We start from the raw sequence: 13,106 nt of genomic DNA, 5'->3' as shown, positions 1-13,106 counted from the left end.
GCGACAACTCAACACGTCACCACTCCCCGAGACCGCCGAACCCACGCCTGACCAGCGGAAACGCAGCCCTCAAGCCCGGAAAGACAACAGCCACTAACCGAACTCCGTTCATTCGTAGTGCAGTTGTCGAAGATGCTTGGCGCAATGCGGCCGTGCACCGATTCTTTCTGGGCGCTCATGGGGGAGTGCCGCCGTCAGAGGCAGAGCTGGGACGGCCGGCTTGCGCTGCTGCGAAGTGAACTTCACGCCGGCCGATCGCAGAGATCGCAGAGATCGCAGAGTTTCAGGTGGGCCTGGACCGCGTGACAGACCGGACCGCTGCTGCCCCGCATGAAGGACCGGTGGGTTCCGGGCGGGTCCGGGGAGTTCATCGAGCACCTGCCCCTTCGTTCGCCGGCCCGCTCTGCGCTTCGTCAGCGGCGTACGCCGTCGTGCCGAAGCGCGCCAGACAGTGCCACACCCGCTTGAGCGCCTGCTCGTCGTAACGGCCGGAGCGGGCGGCGTCGCCGATGGTGCGAGCGTCGAGGCGGCCGTCCACCGCGATCTCCGTGCCCAGGTCGACGTACTCCTGGCCGCGGTACTCGGGGTGGAGTTGCAGCTCGGCCACATCGAGGCGGAAACCGGGGTGCCACTCGACCAGGCAGGGAAGGTCACGGGCCGCGGCGTCCACCGCCGTGCCGCGGTAGCAGGGATCCAGGACAAGCGCCTCCACGTCGCGGCTGAGGACGACCGGGCCGTGAATCTGCGCCTCGATGTAGTCGTCGAGGGCGTCCTGACTGTCGGCCTCGGCGAGTTCGACGAGGGACATACGGGCCGCGACGCCGAAGTCCGACGGTTCCAGGAAGCTGTCCGGGTAGCAGAAGGACGCTCGTGCCATGGTTTCGGCGCTCAGGCGGAAGTGCGCGGAGCCGAAGCGAGGTGCTCCGCCGAACGGTCTGTGCCGGAAGTTCAGTGCCCCGTAGACGGGCCGGGCGTGGGCGGGCGCGTCGTCGTACGCGCCACCGAAGATACGGCTCTCCCAGCGCCAGCGGTCACCTCCGGGGCGAGCGGTCAGCCCGCCGTTGCTCGTCCTGGTCACGAACTGGGAGAGATAGACGCCGTCCTCGTCGAGTGCATGCAGGATCGGCTTGTCCCGCACTGTCCGGTCCGGATGGAAATTGAGCGTCACGCGAAGCGCCGGGTCCATCGGGGTGCCGGACGCCCGTGACGCGACATGGCGAAGGGCCTGTTCCTGAGGAGTGCTGCGGGATGCATCGGCGCTCATCGGTGCAGTGTCTCCCGGTGCGGTCGGCGCATGCACCGGAATTGATGGCGTGACGCGTTGCGTCACCGCCTGAAGCCCGCCTCCACATCGTGCACCAGCGCCACGGCGTCGCCGAGAAGGCGCACTTCGGACTCGGTCAGGTTCGGGTCGGCGGATCGTCTCGTACGGGCTCGGGCGAGGTGGCCGGACCCGGCGTCTCCCAGGTGGACTTCGGGGTCTGCGTGCCGGAGCAGCGACGTCAGGCCGATTCGGGCGCCCTCGGACACCGGGACGGGAGCGACGGCGACTTCGGCGAGGATCAGGGCCGACATGGCCCAGTCGAGTCCCGGGCGTCCCTCATCGGCGGTGCTCCAGTCGATCACCACCGGGCCGTCCGGCATGAGCATCACGTTCTCCGGATGCAGATCGAGGTGGAGGACACGGTCCGCGGGGTCGGCCGAGAGGCGGGCAGGGATCGCGTGCAGCCGGCGCAGCAGATCGGCGAGCATCGCGCCCGCTGCTTCGGGGGTGATCGCGCCCTGTTCCAGTGCCTCCACCATGGAAGGCCCGGTCAGGCGCTGCATCTCGAGGCGGGTACGGGCAACTGCCGTGTCTCCGTGAGCCGTTGGCTGCCGGAGGTGGGGGACCGGGTAGCCGTGGTCCGCGAGGTAGGACATGACGGCGGCCTCGGGAGCCGTGTCCCCGCCGTCCCGGTACTGGCGCAGGACCCATTGGTCGTCGATCGCGAACACGTCGGCTGTGCGGCCGGAGCCGAGCAATTCCCCCGTATGCATGCCGCGAACAATAGTCACCGGTGGGCTGCCGACGCGGCGGAAGCGTGGCGTCCTGCCACAGCGGGCTGACGGGACCTGCGGTCGCGCCCACGCTCTCCGGCGCTGCGAACAGCGCCGAGAATGCCTGGGCGGAGATCCTCGCCGACTTGTTCGATCGTGGGGACGTGGTCGACACGTACGGCAGGTGCACCGTTACTCCTGGTAAGAGTGCTGGCCGTCGCGGGACCGGTCGTGTCATGCTTCGCGGCGTTCGGCCCGTTCGGGGCCCAGGTGCCAGGGACGGTCTGATGAATCTGTATGTGGGAATTCCGGTTGCTGTCCTGGCGGTGCTCGTGGCCGTCAGCGGAGTCGCGGCGGTCAGGACCGGCTGGATGCTGCCGAACCAGCGGAAGCACGTCATCAGGCCGCGACTGTTCGGTTACGCCCAGCTCCTGCTCTCGGTCTGTCTCGGTACCCAGCTCGCAGGCGCGCTCTTCCTCTCGGGCTCCGACATGCGGTCCGTCGTCACCTACGGCGGTACGGCGCTGATGCTCGGTGTTCCGGCGCTCGTCTGGGCTTCGCAGCGGCAGGGCCGCGCCGACTCGCCGGCATCGTGAGGCGTACGCGCGGACACGGCCACGCGCTGCGTGGCCGTGTCCGCGCGAATCACTGAGTCAGTAGCTCTTGCGCACCCGCTCCAGGCCTTGTGCCGGTGCGGCGCGCGCGGTGTGCCCTGGGCAGGGCACACCGCGGTGGAGCGGGCCATGATCAGGCCGGGCAGGCCGCACGACGGGCTGTCCGGCGCCCTGTGACCGGTCCCTGACATACGCGCACCGAGTCAGGTTGCGGGCCGGTCCGCCCGTTCAGGCATGCCAGATCGAGTTGTGCCGATGGCGCGCCGGTGGGATGTCCACCGTGTCCGCCGCGTCCGGTCGGAGGGTTCCGTCGGCGGAATTCACCAGTCGTCGCAGCAGGCCGGTCCGGGCCCGGAGACGTTGCCGGGCCCGGCGTTCCTCCAATGCGGAGTCGTGGACGACACCACGGTCCCTGTTGTGGCGCGGGAAGACGTAGACGCCCACCGCACGGCGTACCGGTTGCGGGCGGGGCCTGGCGGCCGCGCGTGCCGCCTCGGCGAGTACGGCGGCGCTGTAGCGGTGGTCGTAGATCACCACGGAGTGCCAGGGGCTGCCGGGTATCTTGTGGTCAGTGATGGTCCCCCGCGAAGGGGGTACATGGTGCGCGGTGCGTGACATGGGTACTCCGTCGGCAGCAACCGCCAGGTATCTCCTGGCGGCATAACCGGAAGCCCCTTGGCCTTCTTGAACGTGTGTTTCTCACGCCTCTCTCCCCATCGGTGGGAACGGGATCTCTGACAGGAGCGGCAGCAGCGACTCCTCCTCGTGGGCGAGGTGCTGCGTCAACTCCTCCGACATGCGGGCCAGTTCGGCGCGGAAGCGGTCGGGGTCCGCTGTCGTGAGGTCCGACAGCAGGGCGAGCAGTTCGCCGTTGAGACGCGCGACCGTGAGGTGCTCCTCACGCAGGCGCTCGAACGTGTCACGCAGGTGCGGGTGGTGGTCCGCGAGGCCGGGGAACAGATGCGCGTCCTCCGCCGTGTGGTGGAACTGCAGCGATTCGCAGAACGCCAGGCAGTGCTGCCGGAGTTGGAGACCGAGACCCGGTGCGGGCGGTTCGCCGGGGCCCTCGTGTGCCGCCCGGGCCGCGAAGTGCGCCTCGGTCTCTCTGCGTACGTGGTCCAGCTGGCCGCGCAGCCAGGTGTGGACCTCCATCAGTTTGTCCGCCAGGGTGCTGATCTCCTTCGGGGCGGGGGACTCGACGCGTTCCAGGACGACGACAGGGATCGTCCGGTCGGTTCCGGCCTGGTAATCGGCGTACCCGGGTGCCGTGCGCACCGCCGCCTCGAACAGGAGGTCACGGCGGGCGCCCTCCGCCGGAACCGCGACCGCTCCGAACTCCTCGGTGCCGAGCTCGACTTGGACCAGCGGGTGCGCGAGCAGATTGTGGTACCACGCCGGGTGCCGGTCACTTCCGCCGGCGGACGCGACGATCAGCAGCAGGCCGTCGTGGCGTACACAGCCGACCGGAGTGGTGTGCTGCGCACCCGACGTGGCGCCGGTGGTGGTCAGCAGGAGCAGGTCGCCGCCTTCGAAAGGGCCGCCGACCCTGCCTTCGTTGGCTCGGAACTCCTCGATGACGGACTGGTTGAAGGACATGGGCATGCGGTGTTTGAACTCCTCAGAGCGTAGGGATGCGGGGAGGCAGTGCAGGGGCGCGCGTGGTCCCTCGGCGCGCAGCACCCAGCGGTACGACCCAGCGGTACGACCCAGCGGTGTCACACCGCAGAAGAGGGCAGCCGAAACAGGGCAGTCGCAGGAGCGGGCAAGGGAGGACGCGCGCAGCCGCGCGTGGATCAGGCGGCTGGCGCGGAGTGTGAACTCATGGCTGGGTCCCTTGGTCAGAGTGCCGCCCGATCACCGGCCTGCCCACAGCTCTCCGGCCGGAGTCACGCGACACGCGCCCCATTACAGGCGGGTGCCCCGAGGCCTGTCAACGCGTTTGGAATACGACGAAGGCACCCGCGGCCGCCGGACTCGCAGCTGGGGGTGCCTTCGCACGTCACTCACGGGACGGGGACGTCAGGCGTCGTCGTCCTCCAAGTCTCCCTCCGTCTCCAGGAACACCTGCCGCAGCGCCTCCAGCACCGCCGGGTCCGGCTTCTCCCACATCCCTCGCGACTGAGCCTCCAGCAGGCGTTCCGCGATGCCGTGCAGCGCCCAGGGGTTGGCCTCCTGGAGGAAGGCGCGGTTCACCGGGTCCAGCACGTACGCCTCGGTGAGCTTGTCGTACATCCAGTCCGCGACCACGCCCGTCGTCGCGTCGTAGCCGAACAGATAGTCCACGGTCGCCGCGAGTTCGAAGGCGCCCTTGTAGCCATGGCGTCGCATCGCCTCGATCCAGCGCGGGTTGACCACGCGGGCGCGGAAGACGCGGGACGTCTCCTCGACCAGCGTGCGCGTGCGGACCGTCTCCGGGCGGGTCGAGTCACCGATGTACGCCTCGGGGGCCGTGCCGCGCAGCGCGCGGACCGTGGCCACCATGCCGCCGTGATACTGGAAGTAGTCGTCCGAGTCCGCGATGTCGTGCTCGCGCGTGTCCGTGTTCTTCGCGGCGACCGCGATGCGCTTGTACGCCGTCTCCATCTCCTCGCGGGCCGGCCTGCCGTTCAGTTCGCGGCCGTAGGCGTAGCCGCCCCACACCGTGTAGACCTCCGCCAGGTCCGCGTCCGTGCGCCAGTCGCGGCTGTCGATCAGCTGCAGGATGCCCGCGCCGTACGTACCCGGGCGGGAGCCGAAGATACGGGTCGTCGCCCGGCGTTCGTCGCCGTGCGCGGCCAGGTCGGCCTGGGTGTGGGCACGGACGTAGTTGGCGTCGGAGGGCTCGTCGAGCGAGGCGGCCAGGCGTACCGCGTCGTCCAGCAGCCCGATCGTGTGCGGGAACGCGTCCCGGAAGAAGCCCGAGATACGCAGCGTCACATCCACCCGCGGGCGGCCCAGCTCGTCGAGCGGGACCGGCTCCAGGCCGGTCACCCGGCGCGAGGCGTCGTCCCAGACCGGGCGGATGCCCAGCAGCGCCAGCGCCTCGGCGACATCGTCGCCCGCCGTGCGCATCGCGCTCGTGCCCCACAGGGACAGGCCCACCGACGTCGGCCACTCGCCGTTGTCCGTGCGGTAGCGCGCGAGGAGCGAGTCCGCGAGGGCCTGGCCGGTCTCCCAGGCAAGCCGTGACGGGACGGCCTTCGGGTCGACCGAGTAGAAGTTGCGGCCGGTCGGCAGCACATTGACCAGACCGCGCAGCGGGGACCCGGACGGGCCGGCCGGGACGAAACCGCCGTTCAGCGCGTGCACCGCGTGGGTGATCTCGTCGGTGGTACGGGACAGGCGGGGGACCACCTCGAGGGCCGCGAAGCGCAGGATCGCGGCGACCTGGTCGCCGTGCTCCGCCGGGACCGCCGCCGGGTCCCAGTCCGCGGCCTCCATGGCCTCGACCAGGGCGCGGGCCTGCTCCTCGACCGTGTCCGCCGCGACCCGCGTCGCCGCCGACTCGTCAAGGCCCAGCGCCTCGCGCAGCCCGAGCAGGGACTGCGTACCGCCCCAGATCTGGCGGGCCCGCAGGATGGACAGGACCAGGTTGACCCGCTCGGGCCCGGTCGGGGCGCCGCCCAGCACATGCAGACCGTCGCGGATCTGCGCGTCCTTGACCTCGCACAGCCAGCCGTCGACATGCAGCAGGAAGTCGTCGAAGCCGTCGTCGTCCGGGCGGTCGTCGAGCCCCAGGTCGTGGTCGAGCTTCGCCGCCTGGATCAGGGTCCAGATCTGTGCGCGGATCGCGGGCAGTTTCGCCGGGTCCATGGACGAGATCTGCGCGTACTCGTCCAGCAGTTGCTCCAGCCGGGCGATGTCGCCGTACGACTCGGCACGCGCCATCGGCGGCACGAGGTGGTCGACGAGCGTCGCGTGCACCCGGCGCTTGGCCTGGGTGCCCTCGCCCGGGTCGTTGACCAGGAAGGGGTAGATCAGCGGCAGGTCGCCGAGTGCGGCGTCGGGGGCGCAGGCCGCGGACAGGCCCGCGTTCTTGCCCGGCAGCCACTCCAGGTTGCCGTGCTTGCCCAGGTGGATCATGGCGTCCGCGCCGAAACCGTCGTCCGCGGCGGCGGCTGCGATCCACCGGTAGGCGGCCAAGTAGTGGTGCGAGGGCGGCAGATCGGGATCGTGGTAGATCGCGATCGGGTTCTCGCCGAAGCCGCGCGGCGGCTGGATGAGGATCAGCAGATTGCCGCGGCGCAGCGCCGCGAGGACGATGTCGCCCTCCGGGTTGCGGCTGCGGTCCAGGAACATCTCGCCCGGCGCCGGACCCCAGTGCTCCTCGACCGCCTCCCGCAGCTCGGCGGGCAGATCGGCGTACCAGCGCTTGTAGTCGGCCGCCGGGATGCGGACCGGATTGCGCGCCAACTGCTCGTCGGTGAGCCAGTCCTGGTCGTGGCCGCCCGCCTCGATCAGCGCGTGGATCAGCTCGTCGCCGTCACCGGACGCGAGACCGGGCACCTCCTCGGTGCCGAAGTCGTAGCCTTCCTCGCGCAGCCGGCGCAGCAGGGCCACGGCGGAGGCGGGGGTGTCCAGACCGACCGCGTTGCCGATACGGGAGTGCTTGGTCGGGTACGCCGACAGCACGAGCGCGAGACGCTTCTCGCGGTTCGGGATGTGGCGGAGCCGGGCGTGGCGTACGGCGATTCCGGCGACCCGGGCGGCCCGCTCGGGGTCGGCCACGTACGCGGGCAGCCCGTCCTCGTCGATCTCCTTGAAGGAGAACGGCACCGTGATCAGGCGGCCGTCGAACTCGGGGACGGCGACCTGGCTTGCGGCGTCCAGCGGGGAGAGGCCCTCGTCGTTCTCGGCCCACACCGAACGCGAGCCGGTCAGACACAGCGCCTGCAGGATCGGTACGTCGAGGGAGGCAAGCGCGCCCGCGTCCCACGACTCGTCGTCGCCGCCCGCGGAGGCGTCGGCAGGACGGGTGCCGCCCGCCGCGAGCACGGTGGTCACCAGGGCGTCGGCGGAACGCAGTTGCTCCAGCAGCTCGGGCTCGGGGGCGCGCAGGGAAGCCACGTACAGCGGCAGGGCGCGACCGCCGGCGTCCTCGACGGCGCCGCACAGGGCGTCCACGAAGGCGGTGTTGCCGCTCATGTGGTGGGCCCGGTAGTAGAGCACCGCGATCAGCGGGCCGGCGTTCTCGCCGCGCGGGGTGCGCTGCAGCCGGCCCCAGGTGGGCGCGGCGGCCGGCGGTTCGAAGCCGTGGCCGGTGAGCAGCACGGTGTCGGACAGGAAGCGGGCCAGCTGCTCCAGGTTCGCGGGGCCGCCGTGGGCGAGATAGGCGTGGGCCTCGGCCGCGATGCCGATGGGGACCGTGGAGGCCTCCATCAGCTGGGCGTCGGGGGCCTGTTCACCGGTGAGGACGACCACCGGGCGGTCCTGGGCGAGCAGCACGTCGATGCCGTCCTGCCAGGCGCGCAGTCCGCCGAGGAGGCGGACGACGACGAGGTCGGCGCCCTCCAGCAGGGCGGGCAGTTCTTCGGTCGTGAGACGCGCCGGGTTCGCGAACCGGTAGGGGACCGGGCCGCCCGCGGCACGTGCGCTGAGCAGGTCGGTGTCGGACGTCGACAGAAGCAGAATCATGCGGCGTCTTGCCTTCCTCGGGGTTTCCGCGCCCCGGGCGGTGGAGGACGGCGGGAGTTCCTGGCTCACCCGGCTGCTGCCGGGTTCACAGTGGCGGGACCGCGCCGGAATCTCACCGGGCTTCCTCCCCTGACGCCGTCTTCGGCGGTGACGGGCCTCATGGCCCGCCGAGGAGCATAGTAAGGGCCGTCACGCCGCCGGGAGCAGGAAGGTTGTGTGATGGTCGGTATGCTCGCCGCCATGCCATCGGCCCCCTCGAACCGCCCGGACCTGGGTGAAACCCCCATACGGGACCGCGGTGATGCCTGCCCCGGCGCCCTGCGTCTGCACACCGCGGACGACGGTGCGCTGGCGCGGGTACGTATTCCCGCGGGCGTGCTGAGCGCGGCGCAGGCGTACACGCTGGCGGACGCGGCCGAGCGGCTCGGTGACGGCGGGCTGGACATCACCTCCCGGGGCAACCTCCAGCTGCGGGGCCTGGACGCCTCCTGCGGCGGCGAGTTGGCGGCGCTGCTGGACGGGGCGGGCCTGCTGCCAGCGCCCCGCCACGAGCGCATCCGCAATGTGGTCGCGTCCCCGCTGTCCGGGCTGGACGAAGCAGGGCATCTCGATGTGCAGCCCCTGGTAAGGCAACTGGACCTGCTGCTGTGCGCGAGCGAGCGGGCGGCACAGCTGTCGGGCCGTTTCCTGTTCGCGCTCGACGACGGCCGCGGGGACCTCGCGGGGCTCGGTGCGGATGTGATGTTGCTCGCAGAGCCGGACGGGTCACACGTCCGTGTGACGGTCGGGGAGGCGGGCCTGCGGGTACGGGCGGAGGCCGGCGCCCGCGCGCTGCTGCTCGCCGCCGAGGCCTTCCTCGACGCCGTGGACGCGAGCGGCACGCGCGCCTGGCGGGCACGGGAACTGCCGCCGGAGCACGTGGTGGAGGCCGGTGACCTGGCCCGGCGGGCGGCGGCAGCGGGGATCGCGGCCCGGCCCGTGACGGGTGGGGGAGCGGACCCGGCCCGCGGCGGTGGATGCGGTACGACGGCGGGGGCGGGGGCGGGGGCGGGGGCGCGGCACGGCGGCACGGCGGACGCCGCGGTCGCGGCCGGGGACAGCCGGTCCGGTGCGGTCGCGGACGGCGGCAACCGGTCCGAAGCAGGCGCGGACCGCGGCAACCGGTCTGAAGCATGCGCGGAGGGCGGTGACCCGTCCGGAGCGGTCGCGGACGGCGGCAACCGGTCCGAAGCAGGCGCGGACGGCGGTGACCCGTCCCCAGCGGATGCTGTCCCGATTGCCGTCGGCACGGCGCTCCCGGCCGCGGGTGCCGGCGTCGCAGCACCGGTCACCGTCCATGAAGACAGCACCGGCCAGAGGGCGCCCGGCGTCACCGGCGTCGACGGAAGGGTCGCCGCCGGTCCCGGCGCCCCGGCCGTACCCGTACCCGGCCTCGTGCGCCGCGGCCGCGACACCGTCGCGCTCTCCGTCCTCGCCCCCCTCGGGCGGCTCACCGTCGCACAGTGGCGGATGCTCGCCGATACCGCCGACCGGTACGGCACGGGCGAGTTGCGTGTGACACCGTGGCGCGGCGTCGTCGTCCCCGGACTCGCTTCCCCGGACGCCGACCGCGAGCTACGAGCCCTCGCCGGCGCCGGGCTCGTCACCGGTGCCGACTCCCCGTGGCTCGGCACCGGCGCCTGCACGGGACGGCCGGGCTGTGCCAAGTCCCTCGCCGACGTACGCTCCGACGCCACCGCCTTCGCCGCCGCCGGGGCAGGGGGGCTGCCCGTGTACTGGTCCGGCTGCGAACGGCGCTGCGGCCACCCCCACGGCGTCTGGGTGGACGCGGTGGCCACCGGCGACGGCTACGACATCTCCGTACGAGGGACCCGGTCGCCCGAGCGGCGCACGGTCCCCGTCTCCCGACTCGCCGCCGCCCTCGAGGCGGCGCGACGCATCCCACCCGACGACTCCCACCGGCCCACCAAGTGAGCGAGAGCACAGTGTTCGAGTACGAGAAGGACGGCGCGGAGATCTACCGCCGGTCCTTTGCCACCATCCGCGCCGAGGCGGACCTCGCCGGCCTGCCCGCCGAGGTCTCCCAGGTCGCGGTCCGCATGATCCATGCCTGCGGGATGGTCGATCTCGTACGCGACCTCGCCCACTCCCCGGATGTCGTGATCCGGGCCCGCCAGGCGCTGCGGGCCGGTGCGCCGATCCTGTGCGACGCGCAGATGGTCGCCAGCGGCGTCACCCGCAAGCGGCTGCCCGCGGACAACGACGTGATCTGCACCCTTTCCGACCCGTCGGTTCCCGCACTCGCCGCACAGATGGGCACCACCCGCAGCGCCGCCGCCCTCGAACTGTGGCGCGACCGCCTCGAAGGCTCCGTCGTCGCCGTCGGCAATGCGCCCACCGCCCTCTTCCGCCTCCTGGAGATGATCGAGGAGGGCGCGCCCCGCCCCGCCGCCGTGATCGGCGTGCCGGTCGGTTTCATCGGCGCCGCCGAGTCCAAGGACGCGCTCGCCGCCCACCCCCTGGGGCTCGAGCACCTGGTGGTGCGCGGCCGGCGCGGCGGCAGCGCCATGGCCGCCGCCGCCGTCAACGCGATCGCGAGCGAGGCGGAGTAGTGAGCGAGAACCAGACGACCGGCCGGCTGTACGGAGTCGGGCTCGGCCCCGGCGACCCGTCCCTGATGACCCTGCGCGCCGCGCAGATCATCGCCGAGGCCGATGTGATCGCGTACCACTGCGCCCGCCACGGCCGTTCCATCGCCCGCTCCATCGCCGCCCCGCATCTGCGCCCCGACCACATCGAGGAGCGCCTGATGTACCCGATCACGGTGGAGACGACCGACCATCCCGGCGGTTACCGGGGCGCGCTCGACGACTTCTACGAACAGGCCGCGGCCCGCCTCGCCGAACATCTCGACGCAGGGCGCACGGTCGCGGTGCTCGCCGAGGGCGACCCGTTCTTCTACGGCTCCTACCAGCACATGCACAAGCGGCTCGCGCACCGCTACCCGACCGAGGTCGTCCCCGGCGTCACCTCCATCAGCGCCGCGGCCGCCCGGCTCGGTACGCCGCTGTGCGAGGCCGAGGAGGTGCTCAGCGTCATCCCGGGCACGCTGCCCGAGGAGGAGCTGACCGCACGGCTCGCCGCGACCGACTCGGCGGTCGTCATGAAACTCGGCCGTACGTTCCCGGCCGTGCGCCGGGCGATGGAGGCCTCCGGGCGCCTGGAGGAGGCCCGGTACGTCGAGCGCGCCACGATGAGCGGCGAGCGCACCGGTGAACTCGCCGACATCGACCCGGAGTCGGTGCCGTACTTCTCCGTCGCCGTGGTGCCCAGCAGGATCGCCAACCCGCGTCCCGTCCCGGACACGGGCGAGGTCGTGGTCGTCGGCACCGGCCCCGCGGGTCCCCTGTGGCTCACGACCGAGACCCGCCGCGCGCTCGCGGACGCCGACGAACTCGTCGGCTACACGACGTATCTCGACCGTGTCCCGGTCCGGCCCGGCCAGATCCGGCACGGCTCCGACAACAAGGTCGAGTCCGAACGCGCCGAGTTCGCCCTCGATCTCGCCCGGCGCGGTCGGCGCGTCGCGGTCGTCTCCGGCGGCGACCCGGGCGTCTTCGCGATGGCGACCGCCGTCCTGGAGGTCGCCTCGCAGGAGGAGTACCGGGACGTGCCGGTACGGGTACTTCCGGGTGTCACCGCCGCCAACGCCGCGGCCGCCAAGGCCGGTGCGCCGCTCGGCCACGACTACGCGGTGCTCTCGCTCTCCGACCGGCTCAAGCCCTGGGAGGTCATCGCCGAACGCCTGCGCGCCGCCGCGGCGGCCGACCTGGTCCTCGCCCTGTACAACCCGGGCTCGCGCAGCCGCACCTGGCAGGTGGGCAAGGCCCGTGAACTGCTCCTCGAGCACCGGGCTCCGGACACGCCGGTGGTGCTGGGGCGTGATGTGGGCGGGCCGGAGGAGAGCGTACGGATCGTGCGGCTCGGCGATCTCGACCCGGCACAGGTCGACATGCGCACAATCCTGCTGATCGGGTCGTCGCAGACCCAGGTGGTCCGGCGCGGCGACGGCGAGGAGATCGTCTGGACCCCGCGCCGCTACCCCGAGTAGCTCTCCAGCCAGGTGGCCGCGTCCTCGGGGGTGGCCACCTGCGGGACTCCGGCCGGTACCGGCGGGCGGCGGACCACGATCACGGGGATGCGGGCCTCGCGCGCGGCCGTCAGCTTCGGAGCGGTCGCGGACCCGCCGCTGTCCTTGGTCACGAGAACGTCGATGCGGTGGCGGCGCAGCAGCTCCCGCTCCCCGTCGAGGGTGAACGGTCCGCGGTCCAGCAGCACCTCCGTCCGGGGCGGGCACGGGGCCTCGGGCGCGTCCACCGACCGCAGAAGGAACCACGGTCCGTCGAGGTGGGCGAAGGCCGCGAGGCCCATCCGGCCCGTGGTCAGGAACACCCGGCCGCCCAGCGCCGGGACGGTCTTTGCGGCCTCGGCAAGGGAGGCGACCGGGTGCCAGTCGTCTCCCTGCACCGGAGCCCAGGACGGCCGGCGCAGCGCGAGCAGGGGAACATGGGCTTCGGCGGCAGCCCCGGCCGCGTTGAAACTGATCGTTCCGGCGAAAGGATGGGTGGCGTCGATGACCGCGTCCACCTGGTGCTCCCGCAGCCAGCGGGCCAGGCCCTCGGCACCGCCGAAGCCGCCGACGCGGACCTCGCCCGGGGGCATCCGGGGACTGGCCACCCGGCCTGCGAGCGAACTCGTGACGCGTGTACCGGCGGCGTACAGGATCTCCGCGAGCCGACGGCCCTCGGTCGTCCCGCCAAGAATCAGTACGTGCATCGAGGT

Annotated in this window: 10 protein-coding genes and 1 riboswitch; of the genes, 4 read left to right on the top strand and 6 right to left on the bottom strand. The window is 72.1% G+C overall.

The genetic code is table 11. The annotated features are described in order from the left end of the window. Window positions 1-367 precede the first annotated feature (367 nt). Both ABZ208_RS32420 and ABZ208_RS32415 read right to left on the bottom strand, forming a co-directional pair. Entirely contained in the window at window positions 368-1,264 is an 897-nt protein-coding gene (locus ABZ208_RS32420; RefSeq protein ID WP_356913023.1) for a DUF3626 domain-containing protein, read from the bottom strand. Window positions 1,265-1,326: 62 nt separating this feature from the next. After that, window positions 1,327-2,037 carry a phosphotransferase gene (locus ABZ208_RS32415; protein ID WP_356913022.1) on the bottom strand — a complete coding sequence of 237 codons (711 nt, stop codon included), beginning with the start codon at window positions 2,035-2,037 and terminating at the stop codon, window positions 1,327-1,329. A gap of 287 nt (window positions 2,038-2,324) precedes the next feature. Here ABZ208_RS32415 and ABZ208_RS32410 point away from each other — a divergent pair, with 287 nt between their 5' ends. After that, the gene (locus ABZ208_RS32410; protein ID WP_356913021.1) at window positions 2,325-2,633 is read left to right on the top strand and encodes a hypothetical protein; all 309 of its coding nucleotides are present in this window, start codon (window positions 2,325-2,327) and stop codon (window positions 2,631-2,633) included. Between the two features lie 246 nt (window positions 2,634-2,879). On the opposite strand, the gene ABZ208_RS32405 is transcribed toward ABZ208_RS32410, so the two are convergent. The 3 genes from ABZ208_RS32405 to cobN form a co-directional block, all read right to left on the bottom strand. Continuing rightward, window positions 2,880-3,269 (bottom strand): hypothetical protein, encoded by a 390-nt coding sequence (locus tag ABZ208_RS32405; protein WP_356913020.1) that lies wholly within the window; start codon window positions 3,267-3,269, stop codon window positions 2,880-2,882. 81 nt (window positions 3,270-3,350) lie between these two features. Further along, on the bottom strand, window positions 3,351-4,253 hold the full coding sequence (locus ABZ208_RS32400; RefSeq protein WP_356913019.1) for a nitroreductase/quinone reductase family protein: 903 nt from the start codon (window positions 4,251-4,253) through the stop codon (window positions 3,351-3,353). A gap of 417 nt (window positions 4,254-4,670) precedes the next feature. Further along, window positions 4,671-8,264 (bottom strand): cobaltochelatase subunit CobN, encoded by a 3,594-nt coding sequence (cobN, locus tag ABZ208_RS32395; RefSeq protein WP_356913018.1) that lies wholly within the window; start codon window positions 8,262-8,264, stop codon window positions 4,671-4,673. A gap of 54 nt (window positions 8,265-8,318) precedes the next feature. Continuing rightward, a riboswitch (cobalamin riboswitch) is annotated at window positions 8,319-8,391 on the bottom strand. A gap of 113 nt (window positions 8,392-8,504) precedes the next feature. Here cobN and ABZ208_RS32390 point away from each other — a divergent pair. Genes ABZ208_RS32390 through ABZ208_RS32380 form a run of 3 tightly spaced genes read left to right on the top strand, consistent with a single transcriptional unit; the run spans window position 8,505 to window position 12,375 of the window. Next, entirely contained in the window at window positions 8,505-10,238 is a 1,734-nt protein-coding gene (locus tag ABZ208_RS32390; protein WP_356913017.1) for a hypothetical protein, read from the top strand. Further along, window positions 10,235-10,876: a precorrin-8X methylmutase gene (locus tag ABZ208_RS32385; protein WP_328401097.1), complete on the top strand. Its 642-nt coding sequence runs from the start codon at window positions 10,235-10,237 to the stop codon at window positions 10,874-10,876. Before ABZ208_RS32390 ends, ABZ208_RS32385 begins: the two co-directional genes overlap by 4 nt. Further along, complete coding sequence (locus ABZ208_RS32380; RefSeq protein WP_356913016.1) at window positions 10,876-12,375, top strand: precorrin-2 C(20)-methyltransferase; 1,500 nt, start codon at window positions 10,876-10,878, stop codon at window positions 12,373-12,375. The genes ABZ208_RS32385 and ABZ208_RS32380 overlap by 1 nt, the downstream gene beginning before the upstream one ends. Here ABZ208_RS32380 and ABZ208_RS32375 read toward each other — a convergent pair. Further along, on the bottom strand, window positions 12,363-13,100 hold the full coding sequence (locus ABZ208_RS32375) for a cobalt-precorrin-6A reductase (protein ID WP_356913015.1): 738 nt from the start codon (window positions 13,098-13,100) through the stop codon (window positions 12,363-12,365). The two genes, ABZ208_RS32380 and ABZ208_RS32375, sit on opposite strands and share 13 nt — an antisense overlap. Window positions 13,101-13,106 lie beyond the last annotated feature (6 nt).

The sequence above is a fragment of the Streptomyces sp. NPDC006208 genome (genome assembly GCF_040613775.1).
Lineage (GTDB): Bacteria > Actinomycetota > Actinomycetes > Streptomycetales > Streptomycetaceae > Streptomyces.
The sequence above is the reverse complement of the archived record's forward strand: the minus strand, read 5'-3'. Positions and strand labels throughout refer to the sequence as shown.